At 49.0% G+C, this 20,500-nt stretch carries 18 protein-coding genes; 10 read left to right on the top strand and 8 right to left on the bottom strand.

What is annotated here, in order from left to right; all coding sequences use genetic code 11:
- Positions 1–9: 9 nt before the first annotated feature.
- On the top strand, positions 10–1,803 hold the full coding sequence (locus tag H581_RS0118260) for an ABC transporter ATP-binding protein (RefSeq protein ID WP_156889603.1): 1,794 nt from the start codon (positions 10–12) through the stop codon (positions 1,801–1,803).
- On the top strand, positions 1,800–3,581 hold the full coding sequence (locus tag H581_RS0118255; protein WP_036718798.1) for an ABC transporter ATP-binding protein: 1,782 nt from the start codon (positions 1,800–1,802) through the stop codon (positions 3,579–3,581). Before H581_RS0118260 ends, H581_RS0118255 begins: the two co-directional genes overlap by 4 nt.
- Positions 3,582–3,639: 58 nt before the next feature.
- Here H581_RS0118255 and H581_RS0118250 read toward each other — a convergent pair whose 3' ends face one another.
- Positions 3,640–5,118, bottom strand: coding sequence for an alpha/beta hydrolase family protein (locus H581_RS0118250; protein WP_028611279.1), 1,479 nt, complete (start codon positions 5,116–5,118; stop codon positions 3,640–3,642).
- A 232-nt stretch (positions 5,119–5,350) separates the two neighbouring features.
- Here H581_RS0118250 and ectB point away from each other — a divergent pair, with 232 nt between their 5' ends.
- The 5 genes from ectB to H581_RS0118225 all read left to right on the top strand — a co-directional run bounded on the left by ectB (position 5,351) and on the right by H581_RS0118225 (position 10,911).
- Positions 5,351–6,634 (top strand): diaminobutyrate--2-oxoglutarate transaminase, encoded by a 1,284-nt coding sequence (gene ectB, locus H581_RS34420; RefSeq protein WP_051250926.1) that lies wholly within the window; start codon positions 5,351–5,353, stop codon positions 6,632–6,634.
- A 287-nt stretch (positions 6,635–6,921) separates the two neighbouring features.
- Positions 6,922–8,583, top strand: coding sequence for a PhoX family protein (locus H581_RS0118240; protein WP_028611278.1), 1,662 nt, complete (start codon positions 6,922–6,924; stop codon positions 8,581–8,583).
- Between the two features lie 64 nt (positions 8,584–8,647).
- Positions 8,648–8,869, top strand: a complete 222-nt coding sequence (gene tatA / locus H581_RS0118235; protein ID WP_028611277.1) for a twin-arginine translocase TatA/TatE family subunit — start codon at positions 8,648–8,650, stop codon at positions 8,867–8,869.
- Position 8,870: 1 nt separating this feature from the next.
- Positions 8,871–9,608: a twin-arginine translocase subunit TatC gene (gene tatC / locus H581_RS0118230; protein ID WP_028611276.1), complete on the top strand. Its 738-nt coding sequence runs from the start codon at positions 8,871–8,873 to the stop codon at positions 9,606–9,608.
- 193 nt (positions 9,609–9,801) lie between these two features.
- Positions 9,802–10,911, top strand: a complete 1,110-nt coding sequence (locus H581_RS0118225; RefSeq protein WP_028611275.1) for an N-acetylmuramoyl-L-alanine amidase family protein — start codon at positions 9,802–9,804, stop codon at positions 10,909–10,911.
- 42 nt (positions 10,912–10,953) lie between these two features.
- Here H581_RS0118225 and H581_RS0118220 read toward each other — a convergent pair whose 3' ends face one another.
- The 4 genes from H581_RS0118220 to H581_RS0118205 are packed head-to-tail and all read right to left on the bottom strand — an operon-like array spanning position 10,954 to position 14,861.
- Complete coding sequence (locus H581_RS0118220) at positions 10,954–11,157, bottom strand: hypothetical protein (protein ID WP_028611274.1); 204 nt, start codon at positions 11,155–11,157, stop codon at positions 10,954–10,956.
- On the bottom strand, positions 11,154–12,266 hold the full coding sequence (locus H581_RS34415) for a GerAB/ArcD/ProY family transporter (RefSeq protein ID WP_051250925.1): 1,113 nt from the start codon (positions 12,264–12,266) through the stop codon (positions 11,154–11,156). The genes H581_RS0118220 and H581_RS34415 overlap by 4 nt, the downstream gene beginning before the upstream one ends.
- A gap of 5 nt (positions 12,267–12,271) precedes the next feature.
- Complete coding sequence (locus tag H581_RS0118210) at positions 12,272–13,405, bottom strand: Ger(x)C family spore germination protein (protein WP_483823582.1); 1,134 nt, start codon at positions 13,403–13,405, stop codon at positions 12,272–12,274.
- Between the two features lie 4 nt (positions 13,406–13,409).
- Positions 13,410–14,861: a spore germination protein gene (locus tag H581_RS0118205; protein ID WP_051250923.1), complete on the bottom strand. Its 1,452-nt coding sequence runs from the start codon at positions 14,859–14,861 to the stop codon at positions 13,410–13,412.
- A 211-nt stretch (positions 14,862–15,072) separates the two neighbouring features.
- Between H581_RS0118205 and H581_RS0118200 the strand changes: the two genes are divergently transcribed.
- From H581_RS0118200 to H581_RS0118190, 3 genes are all read left to right on the top strand, one after another.
- Positions 15,073–15,747 carry a DUF1961 family protein gene (locus tag H581_RS0118200; RefSeq protein ID WP_028611271.1) on the top strand — a complete coding sequence of 225 codons (675 nt, stop codon included), beginning with the start codon at positions 15,073–15,075 and terminating at the stop codon, positions 15,745–15,747.
- Positions 15,748–16,029: 282 nt separating this feature from the next.
- Positions 16,030–17,481: a SulP family inorganic anion transporter gene (locus tag H581_RS0118195; protein WP_028611270.1), complete on the top strand. Its 1,452-nt coding sequence runs from the start codon at positions 16,030–16,032 to the stop codon at positions 17,479–17,481.
- Between the two features lie 97 nt (positions 17,482–17,578).
- Complete coding sequence (locus H581_RS0118190; protein WP_028611269.1) at positions 17,579–18,052, top strand: GNAT family N-acetyltransferase; 474 nt, start codon at positions 17,579–17,581, stop codon at positions 18,050–18,052.
- Positions 18,053–18,151: 99 nt separating this feature from the next.
- Here the strand turns inward: H581_RS0118190 and tlp are convergent, their stop codons facing one another.
- From tlp to H581_RS34410, 3 genes are all read right to left on the bottom strand, one after another.
- Complete coding sequence (tlp, locus tag H581_RS0118185; protein ID WP_028611268.1) at positions 18,152–18,367, bottom strand: small acid-soluble spore protein Tlp; 216 nt, start codon at positions 18,365–18,367, stop codon at positions 18,152–18,154.
- Positions 18,368–18,558: 191 nt separating this feature from the next.
- Complete coding sequence (locus H581_RS0118180; RefSeq protein WP_028611267.1) at positions 18,559–18,768, bottom strand: YrzA family protein; 210 nt, start codon at positions 18,766–18,768, stop codon at positions 18,559–18,561.
- A gap of 61 nt (positions 18,769–18,829) precedes the next feature.
- The gene (locus H581_RS34410; protein ID WP_051251060.1) at positions 18,830–20,269 is read right to left on the bottom strand and encodes a sugar porter family MFS transporter; all 1,440 of its coding nucleotides are present in this window, start codon (positions 20,267–20,269) and stop codon (positions 18,830–18,832) included.
- Positions 20,270–20,500: the final 231 nt, after the last annotated feature.

Below are 20,500 nucleotides of genomic sequence, written 5' to 3'. Positions count from 1 at the left end.
GGCTGCATCTTGGTTAAACTGTTCAAGTATATGAAGCCTTACGGCTTTTGGATTGTACTCAGCATTGCGGCATCGCTGACGGTTGCAGCTATCGATATTTGGCTGGGACTATTCATCGAAAGGCTCGTAGAGGACGCGACAGGCATCTTTGCACGCAGCTTTGGCCCGACTCTCACGCTTCTTGCAGCGCTAACGATTATTGGCGCCGCCGCCAGCTATGCGATCAAGTACGCGCTGACCCGGTTCAGTGCATGCGCCTTGCGTGATATACGAAGCGATATCGTAAGTCATTTGGAGCGATCGACGGTTGCTGCGCTGGAAAGCCGGCATTCCGGCGATTTGGTATCGCGATTGACGAATGACACAACGGTGATCCAACAATTTTTTATGATGCATTTTTCAAATCTGTTCTACATGCCAATCGTCTTTATCGGTGCACTGACGGTGTTGCTTATGACAAGCTGGAAGCTGGTTTTATTCAGTCTCTTGTTCCTTCCCGTTGCCATCGTGATTACGAGCGTGCTTATATTTCCGATGAACAAGATGTCGGAGCAGCTACAACAGTATTTGGGCTCGGCCAATGCGATCGCTCAGGATACAATCGGCGGCATTCCGATGCTGAAGGCGTTCAATATGTTCAAAGCGATGTCGTTGAAGTACAAAGCCGCAATGGAGCTCGTTCTTATGAAAGGCTTGCAGGTTGAGAAAAGACGGGCATTCATTGCGCCCATCAGCCTGCTCCTTATGTCGAGTCCGATTATTTTCAGCGTCTCATACGGCGGTTATTTGATCGGAGAGGGGGAGCTGTCAGCAGGCAGCATGGTGCTGTTTCTCTACATGCTTAATTTCTTGATGCAGCCGCTTTCGATGGCCCCCGTGCTATCCGCCCAAATACAAGAGGTGAAGGGAGCCGCGAAGCGTTTATTCGAAATGCTGGACCTGCCGCTTGAGCCCTCTGAGCGGGAGACGCAAATGATCGATATGGCTGTCTTGCCGCTCGAGTTTGACAGCGTATCGTTCGCTTATGAAAGCAAGCCCGATGTGCTGGAAAATATTTCTTTTAAGGCGAATTCGAAGCAGACCGTGGCGTTAGTGGGCCCAAGCGGCAGCGGAAAAAGCACGATTTTAAAGCTGATATGCGGTTTTTACGGAATGGAGGAGGATTCGGAGGCGGCTGTAAGCGGCGTGCGGCTATCCGGCGATATTCGAGTGTTTGGCCGTCCGCTTCAATCATGGAACCCTGTTCATCTGCGCGATCAGCTTGCGCTCGTTTCCCAGGACACCTATTTATTTCCGGTCAGCGTTGCAGACAATATCGGCTACGGTCGACCCGGAGCAAGCCGCGAGGATATTATCGATGCCGCAAAAGCAGCGGGCGCTCATGCCTTTATCGACATGCTTCCGGAAAGATACGAGACCGTGCTCGGGGAACGCGGAGCGAGGCTGTCCGGCGGAGAACGGCAGCGCCTCGCGATCGCGCGCGCGATTCTGAAGGATGCGCCGATATTGCTGCTCGACGAAGCGACCTCCGCTCTGGATACGCAGTCGGAGTCAATCGTTCAGGAAGCATTGGAACGCGTCATGAAGGACAGAACGGTGCTGGTCGTCGCGCATCGCCTCTCGACAATCAAGGAAGCGGATCTCGTTCTGGTGCTCGATCAAGGCCGAATCGTCGAACAGGGAACGCATGCTTCCTTGCTGGAACAAAGAGGTCTGTACATGAAACTGTATTATAAGCAATTCGCCGCTCTCGAAAGCCGCGTTGCGAAGCAAATAGCGTCAGGAGAGGGGGCCCGGGGATGATCGGAGAAAAGCCGCTGCTGAAAAAAAGCTTGGCGGAGCTGAAGCGGATGATCGGCTTGCTCGGTTCCGGAAGAAAACTATATTTTGCCGGCTTGATTGGCGACAGCATGGTTAACGGCAGCATTACCATTATGATGGCGTTTGTATTCAAAAATTTACTTGACTTCTCGGTACAGGGAGACCGGCAGCTCTTTTACAATTCGATCGCTTTCGTAAGCGCCGCTTTTCTGGCTATTGCTCTGCTATCGCCGGTTTTTTCCTACCTGTATATGAGGGTCGTGAAGCGAACGATGGTGAACACGCGGAGACGGCTGTACGATCATCTCGGAGAGCTGCCTCCAAGCTTCTTCGAAACAAGGCATTCGGGAGATCTCATCTCCCGCTCGACCAGCGATGTTCAAACGATGGAAAATATTTACGTAGAGAACCTGAAATCCATTTTAACCGACGTGTTTACGCTGCTTGGTTCGATTATTTCCATGTATATACTCGATTGGCGGTTTGCCCTTGCCTTAACGGGATTTGGAGCAGCCGGCATCGCCGTTAACCTGGCCTTCGCCAGTCCGCTCCGCGGAACGGGCAACAAGCTGCAGCAGCGGCTCGGCAACTTAACGGAACGATTAACGGATATTCTGGCCGGCCTTCAAATGATGAAGATGTTCAAGCTGCAGACCATCATTACCGGTAAATACAATGAAGCGAACGAACGAGTAACGGCTTCTTCCATGGAGCAGGGGCATCGTAATGGATTACTTGAGGCCGTAAATTACTTAATCAATTTCATAAGCTTCGGCGGAATTCTAGTAGTCGGTATATTTATGTTCGCAAGCGGTGCGCTAGAGCTGGGTACGATGGCTGCCATCGTACAGCTGGAGATGGGAGTCACGATGATTTTCCTGCAGGTTGGCAGCGTCATTTCCATGATGCAGAGCTCGCTGGCAGGAGCGGCGCGCGTATTTGAGGTCATCGATCAGGAGCCGGAGAAAGAGCGGTTTCCGGCTCTCTCCGGGGAATCATTGCTAGGCAGGGAAACGATGCTGGAGTTTAAGGATGTAAGCTTTTCCTACGAACCGGGTGCTCGGGTGCTGGCTGGATTTAATTTAACCGTCCAGCAAGGGCAAGTAGCTGCGCTCGTAGGGGCGAGCGGCAGCGGCAAAAGCACATTGTTCAAGCTGCTGCTCGGGTTTTACTCTATCGATAGTGGCGCAATCGGTATTGCCGGCAAACCGTATTCGGAGTATACCTTAGCCGAAATTCGCGGATTGATCGCGTATGTGCCTCAGGATGCCTATTTGTTTGAGGGCACAATCGAAGAAAATATTAGGCTCGGCAAGCCGGACGCGTCGCGCGAACAAATGGTCGCAGCCGCTCAGGCTGCTTATGCACATGAGTTTATCGAAGCGCAGCCGGAGGGATATGCAACGATGGTTGGCGAGAGGGGGGCTAAGCTGTCCGGCGGCCAGCGCCAGCGCATTGCCATTGCGAGGGCATTGCTGAAGGATTCGCCGATCCTGCTGCTCGACGAAGCCACCTCCGCCCTCGATAACGAATCCGAATATTGGGTACAGCAGGCTTTAGAGAAACTGATGAAGAACCGCACGGTGCTTGTCATTGCGCATCGATTGTCAACCATACAAGAGGCAAGCGTCATATACGTGATGGAGCAGGGGGAGGTGTTCGAGAAAGGAACCCATGAGGAGTTGATCAATCAGCGCGGCTTGTACGCCGGTCTGTATAAACATCAGTTCGACAACGAAAAGGAATATGCAGCCGTGTAAAGTTTTGAATGATGAATGAGAAAGGAGCCAGAACAATATACGTTCTGACTCCCGTGACCTAGTATCGCTTCAAAGCTGCCTCCGGATAATCTGTGGATTGCTCCGCATCCAGAAGAGGAGTGTCCAGACCTTGCAGATGCTTTTGGAAAAAAGCGACCGTATAAGCATTAACAACCTTATGCGCACGTCTAGGCGATAGCGGCATCTTCTCCATAATGGGAAGAGCCGGCGACCAGAAATAGTAATCGCTGAAGCTCATGTGACGGGTACGCTGCAAAGTTAATTCATATGCACCTGAGCCCAATGCCTGCTTCATTCGCATGGGCAGCTCAACGGACAATCGATCGAATTGCTCGCGCGTCATGTTCATTTCTTCTAATTGCGAATCGGCAGGCACAACGGGATCGGTCACTATTTCGAAAGGTTTGGTGTCCATCAGCATAAAAGGCTTGCCCGTACCTCCGGATTTATGTGTACGGCCAAACATGGTGCCGTCCATATTGATTGCCGCCTTAACTCTTGGGTCCGTGTACAATACTTGGGCGGCGTTCGCACCGCCGAAGGAATGACCAAACATCCCGACATGATTCAAGTCGATTTTGCCGCTGAACAGATTATTCGAGTCTTTGTTGTTCAGATTCTCCAGCTTATCAAGCACGAAGGTTGAGTCTTTGACCCATATGTCAGAAATAAGGCGATCCCATGCGTCAAGATCGGTCATGCCGGGCAGGCTGGCAATCGTTACGAATTGCCCGTCAGGCAGAACGGTTGCAAGGGCGTTATAGGTATGCTCGATACTGGCTACGATAAACCCTTGGCTGGCTAACTCTTCAAATTGGAACGTATTCGAGAACCGTGCTCCCGGCAGTCCGTGCGAAAACAGGATAAGCGGATATGACTGCTGTTTGCTTGCGACAGCCGCATTCGGGTAGGAGTTCGTCTTGACGAGTTCAAGGTATTGGAACAAAAATTTAGGGATTTGAAGCTTGGTTTTTACTTCCGCCGCGATGACCGGAACATTTTTGACATAAGGTGCTTTGCCTTGAAGAGGCTTGGCGATATCGGCGGGATACCAAATCTGGACCAGCACTTCCCGGTGATCGTTAGGATCATCCGTATAGGTTTCCTGTCGATTCGGATCAATCATTGCGTATTCTACCGTTCCGACAGCGTAGGGTCCGGTTGGCTGATCGAAGCCGAATACAGGCAGCAATGTGGGGAGTGCGATGGCGATAATGATAAATACGGCAAGCAAGGAAGACAAGATAATCCGCTTTACCGGCCGCTGTTTCGTGCGCACGAATGATAGGCCTGCACGGCTTCCTTGCCGCAGCATGCGAAAGATGCCATAGAGTGTCAAAGCGTAAGCGGGAATCATTTGCCAACGGTACCCGTTAATCGTCAGGTGAAGAGCAACGGATATGACCGTAAGTAAAGCCATCGAAATTATCATCGATCGGGTCATGCTTTTGCCGAAACGTGTCCGTAAGATCAGAAATAGGCTAATGAATAAAACCAAAACTTCAAAGATCTTCATTTCAACCTCCTTATAAGGGCATTTGTTTCTCAGCCTTTGCTTTTATCGCAGAAGCCCAACCATATTGTATACTCGCGCCGATAGAGTTACAAGTTTTTATTTTAATTATAAAAATTAACATTATATTAATAATATCAAGCACATGTCAATTCATAATTAATTTACTCAACGATGATATTATGTTAAATATTGTTTGGTATATTGGTAGAAACAGGTTAAGGGAGTGGAGAAAATGAACGTTTTTGAAACCATGGAATCGAATGTGCGGTCCTATTGCAGGTCTTTCCCGGATGTATTCGTGAAAGCGAAAGACTCGAGGATATACGCCGAATCCGGAAGATCATTTCTCGATTTCTTTGCCGGAGCCGGAGCTTTGAATTACGGCCATAATAACGACTTTATTAAAGAGAAAATCGTATCCTATTTGGAATCCGACGGTATGACGCACGGTTTAGATATGCATACATCGGCGAAGGAAATGTTTCTAAACCGGTTTTCGGAGCTTATTTTACAGCCTAGAAATCTGTCCTATAAAGTCCAATTCAGCGGACCGACCGGCACGAATGCGGTCGAAGCGGCATTGAAGCTGGCACGCAAGGTGAAAGGGAGAAGCGGCATATTCTCGTTCATGGGGGCATTTCACGGAATGTCGCTCGGCAGCTTAGCCGCCACCAGCAATTTATATCATCGAAACGCTGCAGGCACGGATTTGGATCGTGTCCATTTTATGCCTTTTCCGCAAGGCTTTATGAATTCATTCGATACGATTCAATATTTGGAAGAGGTTCTTACGGACGGCCATTCCGGAATTGAGAAGCCTGCCGCGATCATATTCGAAACGATTCAGGCTGAAGGCGGAATTAATGAAGCTCCGATTCCATGGATGAAGCAGCTGCGAGAGCTTTGCGACTGGCATGAAATCTTACTCATTTGCGATGAAGTCCAGGTTGGATGCAGTCGGACAGGCCCGTTTTTTTCGTTCGAAAGAGCGGATATCGTTCCTGACATCGTCGTGCTTTCGAAATCGATCAGCGGTTACGGTCTTCCGATGTCAATCGTTCTCATGAAGCCGGAGCTGGATATTTGGAATCCGGGAGAGCATACCGGCACATTCCGCGGCAACCAGCTTGCTTTTGTCGGGGCGACAGCCGCACTGGAATATAGCGAGTTGATCAGTCTCGAAGCGGATGTCTACCGGAAAGGGCAGTTTATCAGTCAGTTTTTGACCAATACTATTGCACCGATCAGTCATTCCATCGCTATTCGAGGAATGGGGCTTATATGGGGAATCGATGTTTCCGCGAGCAAGCATGACAGCCTTTCTAAGGAAATTGCGTCACGCTGCTATGAACTCGGTCTCATTCTTGAACGGGTAGGACGCGACGATAAAGTGATTAAACTGATGCCGCCGTTAACGATCTCTATGGAGGAGCTTGAAGAGGGTTGCGCAATCGTGAAGCAGGCGATACAAGAATGCTTTGAGAAGTATAATGCTTCCGAATACCTGTTGGCGTAAGCAGGCTTGAATGATGAACTTCAATTGTAAGTTGTGAACGATGATCCGGAACCTGATATTCACGATTCGAATGAGGCACTATTCGTAAAAACCGCGCGCTGCTCGGGCGATTAGCCCCGGCAGCGCTTGGTTATGCCATGTTCGCATATCATCACGGACAGCAATGATAATGATTCCCGCATTTACAAACAATACAGGTCCAGGAAACAATAGCTTAACACTACCTTATTATCCTTATATCTGTAGAGGATCTTAATGATAGGGAGTGGACAAGCTTGAATAAGAACATGGATCGTAAAACGTTTCTTTCTTTTTTAGGAACCGGAGCAGCTGCTTTGGCTGCGGCATCGGCGGGACTAGGTGCGTTAGATGGTAAAGCGTCCGCAATGTCATCGACTGCTGACCATTTGTTCGGCTTTAAAACGAATAAGGTTAGCGGATACTTTGATCCGATTCAACCAACGAAAGAAGACAATCTGGTTATACCTAAGAACTTTAAATATGATGTTGTCGCTGCTTTTGATGATGTTATTAACACCGCCGGAGAAAAGTTTGGCCAAGGTGCCGACTATAACGCATTTTTTCCAATCAATGGATCGAATACGCGCGGATTGCTTGTAACTAACCATGAGTATACGAATATTTTCTCTTTAGGTCCGATTGTCGATGATAAGATGACTGCAGACCAGATAAAAAAAGATCTTTATTATCAGGGTATGTCTGTCATCGAAGTATTCCGTGACGAGAACGGTACCTGGAAAATGGACACAACTTCTAAATATGCGCGCCGAATCAATGGAACAACTAAATTTGATCTTACAGGGCCGGCAAGAGGGTCCGCAGCACTGGGCAACTCGACAACCGCCATCGGCACATTTGCGAATTGTTCCGGCGGAGTAACGTTCTGGAACACGGTTCTGTCATGCGAAGAGAATTACTCGGATACTGCTGCAAACGCAAAACTTCCCGACACACATTACGGATGGGTAGTTGAAGTTGATCCTTTTGATCAAGCTTATCTTAAGAAACATACGGCTTTGGGGCGTTTCAACCATGAGAACACGGCAATGGGAATGGCAGCCGATGGCAGAGTCGTCGTATACATGGGCGATGATAAAAAGGACGCTTGTGTGTATAAATTTGTAAGTAAGGGTAAATACGATAAGCTGAAAGGCCGCGGCAATTCCGCATTGTTGGAAGAAGGGACGCTATATGTAGCGAATCTCAAATCGGGTAAATGGCTGCCTGTCACCATTGAAGAAGTGAAAAAAGTATTATCCAATGAAAAATATAAAAATCCTTATGGCATTTCCGCAAAGAAAGAAGATCTTCTTAAAAAGTTCGGAACTCAAGGCGATGTCGTAACATTCTGCCATGAAGCCGCGCTGCTGGTAGGCGGGACTCCCACAGACCGGCCGGAGGATATCGAGATTTCACCGTTCGACAATACGGTCTTTATCTGTCACACAAATAATGATACTCATGGTAACATTCATGGGCACATCACACGTATTTTTGAAGCAGGCAACGACTTAGGTTCGCTTGAGTTTGACTTTGAGATTTTTGCGGCCGGCGGCAGACAATCCGGTTTCAGCTCGCCGGACAATTTAGCGTTTGATTCAAACGGAAATCTATGGGTAGTTACGGATATCTCCACGAGCAGCCACAATAAGGGTGTATACAAATCGTTCATGAATAACGGATTGTTTGTTATTCCGACAAGCGGAGAAGGCAAAGGTACGGCGCTTCAGTTTGCTTCCGGGCCGGTAGATGCTGAATTAACGGGGCCGTTCTTCACACCTGATGAACAGACTTTATTCTTATCTGTGCAACATCCAGGTGAAATGACTACTGATCTAAATAAACCGACAAGCACATGGCCGCACCGCAAGGGCGATAAGATGCCTCGCTGCGGAGTTGTAGCGATAAGCGGTTTTAAATTGGGTTAATGTTCGTAAGATCAGCCACGGATTGCATCCGTGGCTGAATACTATCATCTAAGGAGAGGTTTATATGCCGTTTGGTAATATTGGAATCGGAGGATTAGTGCTAATTCTCATTATTGCGCTTATTGTTTTCGGGCCGTCGAAGCTGCCCGAGCTGGGCCGGGCTTTCGGGCGGACGCTGAGCGAGTTCAAAGGGGCTACGCGCGGACTGGTAGGCGGCGATGACGAAGACCGCAAAGACAGCAAAGATGAGGAAGCGTCGAAGGCTTCGGCGGCTGTCGGCAAGTAAGATGAAAAATCCGAATGAGCAGAGTGTTATCGGTCATTTGGAGGAGATGCGTTCGAGATTAATCCGGACGCTGGTCGCATTCCTTGTTGCGATGGCAGCGGCTTTCATCTACGTGAAGGATATCTATCAGTGGCTTGTCAGGGACTTCGACCAGAAGCTGGTGCTGCTCGGTCCTTCTGACGTCATCTGGGTATATATGATGATTGCGGGCGTCGTTGCAATTGCCATTACACTTCCGATTGCAGCCTACCAGGCTTGGAAGTTTGTCACGCCTGCGCTACCTCAGCAAACACGGCGCGCGACACTTCTGTTTATACCGGGCATTAGCTTGCTGTTCATCATCGGCATATGCTTCGGATACTTCATTTTGTTCCCGATGGTGCTGCATTTTATGAACAGCATGGCCGCAGACGAGTTTGTTACAATGTACACGGCTCAGAAGTACTTTACGTTCATGATTCACATGACGGTGCCGTTCGGGCTGTTGTTCGAAATGCCGGCCATCGTTATGTTTCTGACGAAGCTCGGGATTCTGAATCCCAACCGTCTGGCGAAAGCGCGCAAGCTGGCTTATTTTATACTGGCGATTGTTGCGATCACGATCACCCCGCCGGATATTTTGTCGGATATCATCGTCATAGTGCCTTTATTTCTGCTCTATGAAATCAGCATTACGATCTCTAAGTTCGTATATCGCAATCAGCTTAAGATTCAAAATGATAGGATGGCAAACGTATAAATTAACAAAGAAGAGCAGCCGCCGGGCTGCTCTTTTTTGCAGCGACACAACTGTCGTATGGCTATAATTCCAGTTTTTTGACGGCGCATGGAGAATGCTGGCGTAATTTTGCATATTTAGGTCTGCACGAATCTAGTAATTTCAGGTATAATAGTAGACCTACATATCCTAAAGTATATTGAAGGAGATTTGTATGAAAAAAATTATATACCTGACAATTTTGATCTGCGGGTTGGTTGGTATTACCGGTTATATACCAAATCTGGCGGAAGCAAGCGGCAGTTACATAGCCAAGGTGTACACCGACTCATTGAATGTCCGCAGCGAACCTTCGTCTGAATCGTCGATCGTGGGTTCTTTGAAGAAAGGCGAGACAGTCACCGTTTCGAAGGAAGAGTACGGCTGGCTGCGCATCAAGTCGGACCGGGTCTCCGGCTGGGCGGCAGGCCAATATATGAAGAAGGTCGATGGCAAGGTCGTTACGGCAACGGCGACAGATCAGGACGGCAGTGTGCAAAAGAGTTCTGCGGCCACCCGGGCGACTGTGCTGGCAGATACGCTGCGGATCAGGGACGGCGCCGGATTGAACTATGACATTCTGGGTTACCTGACAAAGGGCGAGGCTGTTACGATAATAGACAACCGGAAAGGTTGGGTTCAGATCCAGACTCCGGATGAGCAAGTCGGCTGGGTATCGGATCGTTATATCGAGAAAGGCGCATCACAAACGGCGGCGGTTTCTTCGGGAAAATCGAAGGGACTGAAGGGGAGAGTAATCGTCATTGATCCCGGTCACGGCGGAGACGACCCCGGAGCGATCGGAACGAAATATGAAACGATGGAGAATGAAATTAATTTGAGCACTTCCTTCTACCTCGAGGATGAGCTTCGCAGCCGCGGAGCGCGCGTTCTTATGACAAGAACGAAGGAAGAGGAGAAGCCCGAGCTTTCCGACAGGGTGAGGATAAGCGAATCATCCGATGCGGACGCTTTCGTCAGCATCCATTATAATTCTTCGGAGAAAAAAACGTCCGGCATACTTACCTTTTATTATTCGGAAACGAAAGATCGGCCATTGGCGCGTGCGATCGAAAACAGACTTGCTGACGGTATCGGCTTGAAGAGCAACGGGATTTCTTTTGGCAATCTTCACGTTTTGCGGGAAAATGATACGGTATCAACGCTCGTAGAGCTCGGTTTCTTGTCCAACGCAAAGGATGAATCTATCGTCCGCCGCTCCGGCTATCAGAAGAAAGCAGCCAAAGCAATTGCGAATGGGCTGGAGGATTACTTCAGCAGGTAACTGTATACTTGAGGATAAGAACGGACCGCCAATTGTGGCGGACTAAACGAGCCGATCCAGGATATCGCCAATAAGTTGATTGATATCGATGGGACGGCGCTGTATAAGGCTTCCCCATAAAAGAGCGCCTAGCAGGGTTATGGCGATAAACAGAAAGTAATCTCTGCCGGTGCCGTTCTTATCCTTACTTAAGAAGAACGCGCCGATGGCGACAAAAACGACGAACAAGGCGATGAGTCCCGTCATGCCGGTCGATTCCCGCCGCTTAACGGCGCATGGTTCATCCGCCTCATCCAGGCAACCAGCAGCAGGAGCACAGGGAAGACGATGCCATACAAAGCGTAATAATGAAACAAATAGTTGTCCACCCATTCGACGTTCATGACGATATTTTCAAACAACAGCGAATAAGCGGATAGGAACCAGATCAGGGGGTAAGCCACGGCGGAACGCTTCTTCACGCCGAACAATTGGCAAATGGCAAGCACGGCGCAATAAAAAACGATGCTTAATTTAAGGCATACGACAAAAAGAATGTTGATCGCCAGAATTGCTTCCAGATGCTCCAGAAACCCCGTGAACTGCATTTCCCGGAAGAGCACGAAAATCGGGTAGACGAGATGCGCGCTGCGCTCGACCCCGAGACTTCCGATCGGCATCAACACGCTGAGTATCATGATGGTCCCGGCCGCGAAAACCCCTAATAAGTATGACGTCTTTAAACGGTTATGCACGTAGGGGAACAGCATCATCAAAGAGACGGTTTCCATAAACGGAAAGCCTAATAGATACTTGGTTTGATCGAAGGTATTCAAGAAATGGAACTCAAACGGCACATTGAAATTTTGCCAATCCCATTCTCGTGCGACGCCCCATGTAACGGGAATCCAGAAAACAAAGTGAAGGTACGGCGTTAGCAGCTCCGTGACCATTGCGATCGATTCGATGCCTTTCACGACGGCATACGCGCAAATGATTAACACCATGACATGAAAAACGGATTGAGGCGTCCTCGGCATTAAGCTGATATTCATAAAATCGCTCAAATTTCTTGTCACCCATGATGCGATTTGCGTGAAGTAGAGGATGTAGAACAAAGCCACCAAGCCGCCGGCCCACCGGCCTAATACGAGGGTCACAATTTCAATCAGGTTTTTGCCCGGGAACCGTTTGGCCAAGAAAAGCCACAGCAAAGCGATGGCAAGTCCGTAAACCATGGCCCACAGACATACGAGCCAACTGTATTGCTTGGCGTCGCTGATTAATTTTCCCGGAAGGATGATCCAGGTTGTACCCGCTGTGAAAAAGAACGTAATAACGAACATTTGCCATCCGCTTATGCGCGCATTTTCCAATCCGTTCACTCCTTCTCAAAAAAATAGGGTCCGATCGTGTTGCCGATCATCCTCGCGCTGGAGCTAATCTCAAAGCTTACGGGAAAAGTGCGCCATTTCCGCTCCTCGACGCCTTGGTCTTGCAGGCCTAACAAATCCCAGTTTTTTTGTCTCGCGAGTTTAAGAAGGGATTGCGCCTTCTCCTCCAGCTTTTTATTAAACGCTTCTTCAATGGCATGGAGATTTTGCTCCGACATGACGATGTTCTGCTGGTTATTAATAACCCTCAGGTTGGCATGCACCTTCATCGTAAGTCCGGATCCGCTTTCCCAGTGCCGCTCGGCCTGAATATCCCGGGCTTCCAAATCGATCATGCTGCCGTTCAGATAAACGGTTTCCACATAAGTAATTAAATCCCCATTCAGGAGAGAGAATATTAGTTTAGTAGGGATATCGAACCGGCCCACCATACGTCCGTGAATGAATACGGCTCCGCCGGTAAACACGATGGACTGCTTGTTCACGTCCGCTTCTTCAAGTCTTTCCGTCGTATCGGCGGATCGGTTTGAGGTGTATTTGATCGTCGGCATGACCGTCGGCTTACGGCGGTAGATGCTCTTGATCATGTCCCTCATCCGAATCGGCTCGAAGCCGGATGTATATCCCTGCCCCGTTAGATTCGTCAAAGAGCGGATGTATCTCCCCGGTATGCGGTCCAATGGCGTATAGCTGTTCATGATCGTCGATAGGGGAGATTCCGTAACGATAAAAACGATATTGCTCCTGCGTTCGGGACTGAGCTCATAGTAATTCAGCAAATCGAGCACCCCTTGCTTGGCATACCTCTCCGTCACGATTATGGCTTGCATATGCGGCATAAACAGTTGCCGCGGCATTAGCGTATTGGTTTTGACAGTAAATTTGCCCAAGCTGTATTCTTTGAAATGAAAGGTATAGACGGCTGCGTTCTGTCCGCCGCTTAGCCTGGCGGAGAGGCCGCTCGGATTAATAACTTGATAATAGGCGGTTATAGTGCCCGTCTCCGGATTTTTATCCACCCCACCTAAATTGACGATGGCTAATTGATTTATCTCTTTCGTGTCCCAACATCCCGTACACAAAAGGATGATACACGCCCAAAGGCATATCGGTTTCAACACGCCATTACCTTCTTCCCTTCTTCGTTCTTAAGGAGCCAGTCGGCCGTTTCATCCAATTGTGCGGTATTCGGACGAGCGTGTCCTTCCAATCGGATACGATAACCGGAGCGAGCGGCGTCATGTACTTGACGCCGAAAGAACGTATGGAAACCAAGTGAACGAGCAAGAAAAACACGCCGCACATCAGACCGAATAAACCCATGACGCCCGACAAAAGCATAAACGCGAATTGAATAATTCGCTGCGCGATACCAAAGCTGTACAACGGCGAGATGAAGTTGGAAATCGCGGTCAAGGATACGACGATAACCATTGCCGCGGAGACGAGCCCGGCTTCCACAGCTGCTTGTCCGATCACGAGGGCGCCTACGATCGAGATTGCTTGACCTGCGATACGCGGCATGCGAAGTCCCGCTTCGCGCAAAATTTCGAACGTAATGATCATAATCAGTGCTTCGACTATAGCGGGAAAGGGCACTTCCTCTCGTTGGGCCGCCAGGTTGATTAGAAGCGGCGTCGGCAGCAATTCTTGATGGAAGCTGACAATGGCGACATAAAGAGCAGGAGTAAATATGGCTAACAGAAACGAGAACATTCGCAGCCAGCGAAGCAGCGTGGCGATGTCGGCGCGTTGGTAATAATCTTCAGGCGAAGAAAACATCTGAAAAAAAGTAAGCGGTCCAACAAGAACCATCGGCGTGCCTTGGGTCAAGACGGCTACTTGGCCTTCAATTAGCTTGGCGGCTACAGCATCCGGACGTTCCGTGCTAAGCACCTGGGGGAAAGGAGAGAAGGTCTTGTCTTGAATCCATTCCTCCATATACGCGCTCTCCAAAATACTGTCCGTTTGGACCGCGGATATACGGGATCGAAACTCCTTTACGATTGCGTCATCCGCAACGTTGGCAAGATACGTCATATAAATGGTGGTTTTTGTCGCGCTTCCGATCGAGAATTCTTCAAAGATGAGATTAGAACTTTTTAGCCGTTTCCTGATCAGACCGACATTGCTTTCAATATCTTCGAGGAAGCCTTCCCTCGGCCCGCGGATGACAGCTTCTGAACTTGGCTCGGTAATGCTCCGATAATCGTTTTTAGCCGTACAATAAACCAGTAAGGTTTGGCTTGAAGGATCCCAGATTACACAATTTCCTTCCAATATATTTTTTACGGGATCGTCTTTGGATGCGATTTGCTTCTTTTCAGGAACGGGGATCGAGGCCCTGAGCAGGCTAACGGAATCTTTAAAAGACTGGTTATCTTGAAGACTCGTTTCTTTTATCGGCTTCACGATCAACTCGTCAATAACGCTCGAATCCGTAATCGTTGTCAAATACATGCAGTAAACATGGGATAATCCTTGGATGACGACTTTCCGGCAAATAAAATCGGGGGAGTGACCCAAAACAGCTTTGATTTCTGATACGATAGGTTCCACAGGATCAAATCCGCTCATGGAAAAACCTCCCTTGAACCATTTCTTATTAGGGTGTCATCGAAGTGATAATTTATTCATGATTTTCATTTAAATCCCAATGGATCAATAGAACCATTTAAAGTTTAGAATCGTTCTATTCCGAAGCAAATCGATAGATCGCATCATTGTTTACCTTGTGCGATAATCTTACAATAAGGAAGCAATTGTTTAGGAAAGGGGCGCTTCGGCGATGGACAAAGAGGGGCTTACACTGATTTATGAGAATAAGCTGGCTGCGGAGGAGGATGTGCGGAGCTTCCGGCTGGAGGGCCAAGCAAAGCTCACATTCCCGAACGGACGGCTGCGGATGGAGAACGCGATCGATCCTTCAAAGGAGCAGGCGGCGAATTATGTATTCTGGTGCCCTGAACAGTTTCCGGGCGACATTCAGGTCGAATGGGATTTCTGGCCGGTCCGCGAGCCCGGGCTGTGCATGCTGTTTCTTGCCGCATCCGGAATGAACGGAGAGGATTTGTTCGATCCCGGGCTGCAGGCAAGGACGGGGCAGTATGAGCATTATACGTTCGGGGACATCCGCGCCTTGCATATCTCTTACTTCCGTAGAAGGTATCCGGACGAGAGAGGTTTTCATACGTGCAATCTGCGTAAAAGCTACGGTTTCCATCTTGTCGCGCAGGGCGCGGATCCGATTCCGAACGTGGAAGATTGCTTGTCCCCTTATCATCTCAAGCTGAGTAAGCGGGGGGCGGAATTCCGTCTATCCATCAATGATCTGCCCGTGTTGGAATGGGCGGATGACGGGGAGGCGTACGGTCCCGTTCTCGGCAGCGGAAAAATCGGGTTTCGCCAAATGGCGCCGTTAATCGCCGAATATGCGAATTTGAAGGTATATCGTCTGGAATGACGATATAGCCGAATAACGTGAGGAATCGCGGAAGAGGCGGCATAATGCCGCCTCTTCTGCGATTTGATTTTCGTGGGATAGCTCCCGATGGTTTATTCAGATGCATTTTTAAGTAAAATAGAGAATTAAGCAGCATTCATCATGTTTAAGCGCTTACTTCGATTGATCATGCGGTAGTTATATGTGACCGATCTGTGTATACTAATGTTCAGTGATCATCGGCCCCGACTTTTCTGAGAGTGGAAAGTCAAAAATTCATACATTCAAAGGAGATTATTTAACTTGCTTACACAACTGAAAAGCACATGGTTCTTCAATGCCAGAGGGGACATTTTAGCCGGATTAACCGTAGCGCTTGCGCTTATTCCCGAGGCGATCGCGTTCTCCATCATTGCAGGAGTCGATCCTATGGTAGGCTTGTATGCTTCTTTCAGCATAGCCGTCCTGATTTCGATCTTCGGAGGCCGTCCCGGCATGATTTCGGCTGCAACCGGCGCGATGGCGCTCCTTATGGTGACCCTCGTAGCGGACCACGGCGTGGAGTATTTATTTGCCGCTACCGTTCTAACCGGCATCATTCAATTTATTTTTGGCGTGTTCAAGTTCGGCAGGTTTATAACCTTTGTGCCGCAGCCCGTCATTATCGGATTTGTGAATGCGCTGGCTATTCTGATCTTTATGGCGCAATTGGTTCAATTCAAAGGTCAAGGCTGGTTGATGTACGTATTAGTCGCTTCGACGTTAGCTATCATTTATATTCTTCCGAGATTTACGAAAGCCGTTCCTTCGGCGCTCGTCGCCATCATTATTATGACTCTGATTACCGTTCTGGCAGGCATGAATGTGAGCACGGTAGGCGATATGGGGAAGATTACGCAGCAGCTTCCGATGTTCCATATTCCTCAAATCGAGTGGACGATGGAAACGCTGATGATCATTTTGCCCACTTCCTTGACGTTGGCCATTGTCGGCCTGCTCGAGTCGCTGATGACGGCAACGATCGTCGATGAAGCAACGGAAACAAAGAGCGATAAAAATAGGGAAGTTCGTGGACAAGGCATTGCCAATTTCGTAACCGGCTTTTTTGGCGGGATGGCTGGCTGCGCCATGATCGGACAGTCCGTTATTAATGTAAAATCAGGCGGACGAGGCAGGTTATCCGCCTTGGTTGCAGGCGTGTTTCTTTTATTTTTAATTATGGTGCTGGGGAAAGTGGTCGTTCAGATACCAATGGCTGCATTAGTAGGCGTCATGATCATGGTATCCATCGGCACATTCGACTGGCAATCCCTGACGAACTTAAAAAGGATTCCCGCGGCCGATTCAATTGTTATGGTGATCACGGTTGCAGTCGTCGTATATACGCATGATTTGGCAAGAGGCGTTCTAGCAGGCGTCGTATTGAGCGCCATTATTTTCGGTTGGAAAATGTCTAAAATCCAGGCATCGTCCCAAATGAATAAGGACGGAACGAAGCTTTACGTTATTCGCGGGCAAATGTTTTTTGGAACGATGAGCCATTTTGGCGAGCTGTTCGACGTGAATCGGGATCCGGATAAAATCATAATTGATTTCTCCGCATCCCATGTCTGGGATCATTCCGCCGTAACGGCGATCTCGAAGGTCGTCTTGAAGTATGAGCAAAATGATAAAAAGGTCGAGATAACGGGTTTGAATGAGGAAAGCCGGAAAATGATCGACCGGATCGGACTTGCCGTTTCATCAGGTCATTAACGCAACATGCAGCAGCCCTTTGGCTGCTGTTTTTTTTTATATGTGAAACGACGTTTTGATGTATAATGAATGAAAAAACGAAATGGGAGATTTTATTATGTCCGATATGCTTGTTAAGCTTTACGAGCTGCCAAAGCTTGAACCGGATATCCAATCGCTGGCTGATAAAGGGATCGACATCCGCCGGGCGATTGCGCCCGAGAAGCATATTGTTATCGAATGGGTGCGCAACCATTTTAACGAAGGCTGGGCAAGCGAATGCGAGGCTGCTTTTGCGAATCAGCCGGTTTCCTGTTTTCTTGCCGTCAAAGATGGCGAATTGATTGGGTTTGCCTGTTATGAAGCGACCTGCAAAAACTTTTTTGGTCCGACCGGCATTTCGGAGAACGAACGTAAGGCGGGAGCGGGAAAAGGCTTGCTCCTGGCTTCTCTCCACGCTATGCGCGGACTTGGCTATGGCTACGCCGTTATCGGCAGCGCGGGGCCTAAGGAATATTACGCCAAAATGGTCGGAGCCGAAATCATTGAAAATTCAACTCCGGGCATCTATAAGGGTCTTCTGACCAAGTAAACGGAGAGACGGTAAACAGCCGGAGGACTAATCAGGTCGTCCGGCTGTTTGATTACGTTATACGATGCCCATGAACGGGATTCGAAACAATCGCAGCCCTTACTGGCCTGCTTCGTCTTGCTTCTCAGCTGCGAATCCCTGGATGCTTTCCTCGCGGCGCTCATTTTTTGCTTTAATAGCCTGCTTCTCTTCTGCAGAAATTTCATCCGCAAATTCATTTAAATACTCGTTAGCTTCCTGCATATTGGCTTCCGTATTTTCGATATTCTCCTGTAAACGAGCAACATTATCCGAACGGTCATCCGGTTTAGCCATGTCAGTTCCTCCTTTTAAATGGGTAATACCTCAATAAGATGACCCAAATCATTGGAAGTTATGCCAGCTTTCTCAATTTACCGATGGTAATGGTTGACCGCTTATGAATGGGAATGGACAAACGTAAAACGCCCACCGTATAAACGGTGAGCGGTTTTATGTCAGAGATGACGGGTGCGAAAGACGGTAAACTACCTTTTGGCTTTAAAATGAACGACCGCGCTGTAATGCATTTTCTCTGTTTTCGGATTGAACACGGCTTGGTGACTTACGCTGCTAACGTCGAGCAGAAGCGCTTTATTCGTTTCGATCTGCCGGTCGATTTTTTGTTCAAGCGCCGTAAGATCATAAGCTTCAAAAAATTCGATCTTGGTCTCGATTAAATCTAAACGGAAATCCATCTCTTCGTCTCCTACTGTCAGGTTATGGGGATAACCCTATTATACATGGGAGATGGAATGATTATAAAGCTTCAATTGGCGAGACAGCTTTGGCCTCGTCGGACTCCGAAGTTCCTTTGACTGCCGCAGGCGTCTTCGGTGTCCATAACGCTTCGATCTGCTCCAGCGATTTCCCTCTTGTCTCGGGCACGACGCGCCAAGTGAAGAAGAAGGCCAGCAAAGCCATGCTGCCGTAAATCCAGAAGGTAGCTGCCGGCCCGGCGGAACCGAGCAGAGGCGGGAAGGTCTGGGATACGACATAGTCTGCCGCCCACAAAGCCATTGACGCGATCGCAATCGCTTTGCCGCGGATGCGGTTCGGGAAAATCTCGGACATCATGACCCAGACGACCGGTCCAAGCGAGATCGCGAAGGAAGCGACGTAGAGCAATATAAATACAAGCACCAATGGTCCTGCGGTTTGACCGGTCTGGAATGCGATGCCGATGACCAGCAAGCAAACGGTCATGGATGCCGAACCGATCAGCAGCAGCGCTTTGCGTCCGACCTTGTCGATTAACCACATAGCGACCAACGTGAACAGGAGGTTAATCAGTCCGACCAGAATAGTTTGCACAAGCGATGCATTCGTGCCTGCGCCCGCTGCTTTGAAAATTTCCGGGGCATAATACAGAACGGCATTAATACCCGTAATTTGTTGAAGAACGGCAAGACCGACACCAACGACCAGGGCAATCCGAAGACCGGGTTTGAACAGCTGACGGATCGTTCCGCTCTCCGTAGCGAAGGAATGTTTGATATCGATGACTTCCTTCTTGGCCAGCTCCTCGCCGTGAATTCGCAATAGAATCGGAAGCGCATCCGCGGGACGATTTTGCTTGATCAGCCATCTTGGGCTTTCCGGAACAAGGAACAGCAGCAGCAGGAAAAGCAAGCCGGGAACCGCGCCCACTCCGAACATCCAGCGCCATGAGTTGCTTATTCCCCAAGCCTCGTCCCCAAAGCCGGAAATCCACAGATTAACGAAATAAGTAAGGAAAATGCCCGATACGATAGCCAACTGGTTCAAAGCGACCAGTCTGCCGCGATACCTGGCCGGCGCAATTTCGGCATTATACAGAGGGCATAGGGTGGAGGTTATGCCGATGCCGATGCCTCCGATCATACGGGCAATAACAAATCCGGAGAACGTTTCCGGAACCGCCGTGCCGATTGAGCTGATAATAAACAGCAATGAGGCAGCTATGAGCACCCGCTTGCGGCCGAATCTGTCGCCTAATATGCCGGATATCGCGGCTCCGGCGATACAACCAATGATTAAGCTGGATACCGCCCAGCCGACCTGTATTTTCGATAAATCAAAGTGCTGCTCCATAAATCCGACGGCGCCTGACACGACGGCTGTATCGAAGCCGAACAGCAGGCCTCCTAAAGCGGATACGATTGAAACAAGCGTGACGAACTTCATGCTCACCTGCTCGTTTTTTTGTTTTACAGTCATTTCCACTGTTTCCCATCTCCTCTCTGAAATACCCGTTCTGCCTTGAAACGATTTTCATTATAGCACGCGGAAGGCTCCGGTCAGCGGTCAATTACCTTCACTTATCCGTGTTGTTCCCGCATTAAATTCGGGCTTCCTCCAGTTTGCGGGGCAATAAGGGGAAACTAGCATTTTGTTGACTGCCCGAGCATAAAAAAGTCCATGTCGGCATGACATGGACGTTCAATCTTT

The sequence above is a fragment of the Paenibacillus harenae DSM 16969 genome (genome assembly GCF_000422465.1).
GTDB classification, from domain to species: Bacteria; Bacillota; Bacilli; order Paenibacillales; family Paenibacillaceae; genus Pristimantibacillus; species Pristimantibacillus harenae.
Note: the sequence above shows the minus strand (reverse complement) of the source record. Positions and strands in the feature narration are given on the sequence as shown.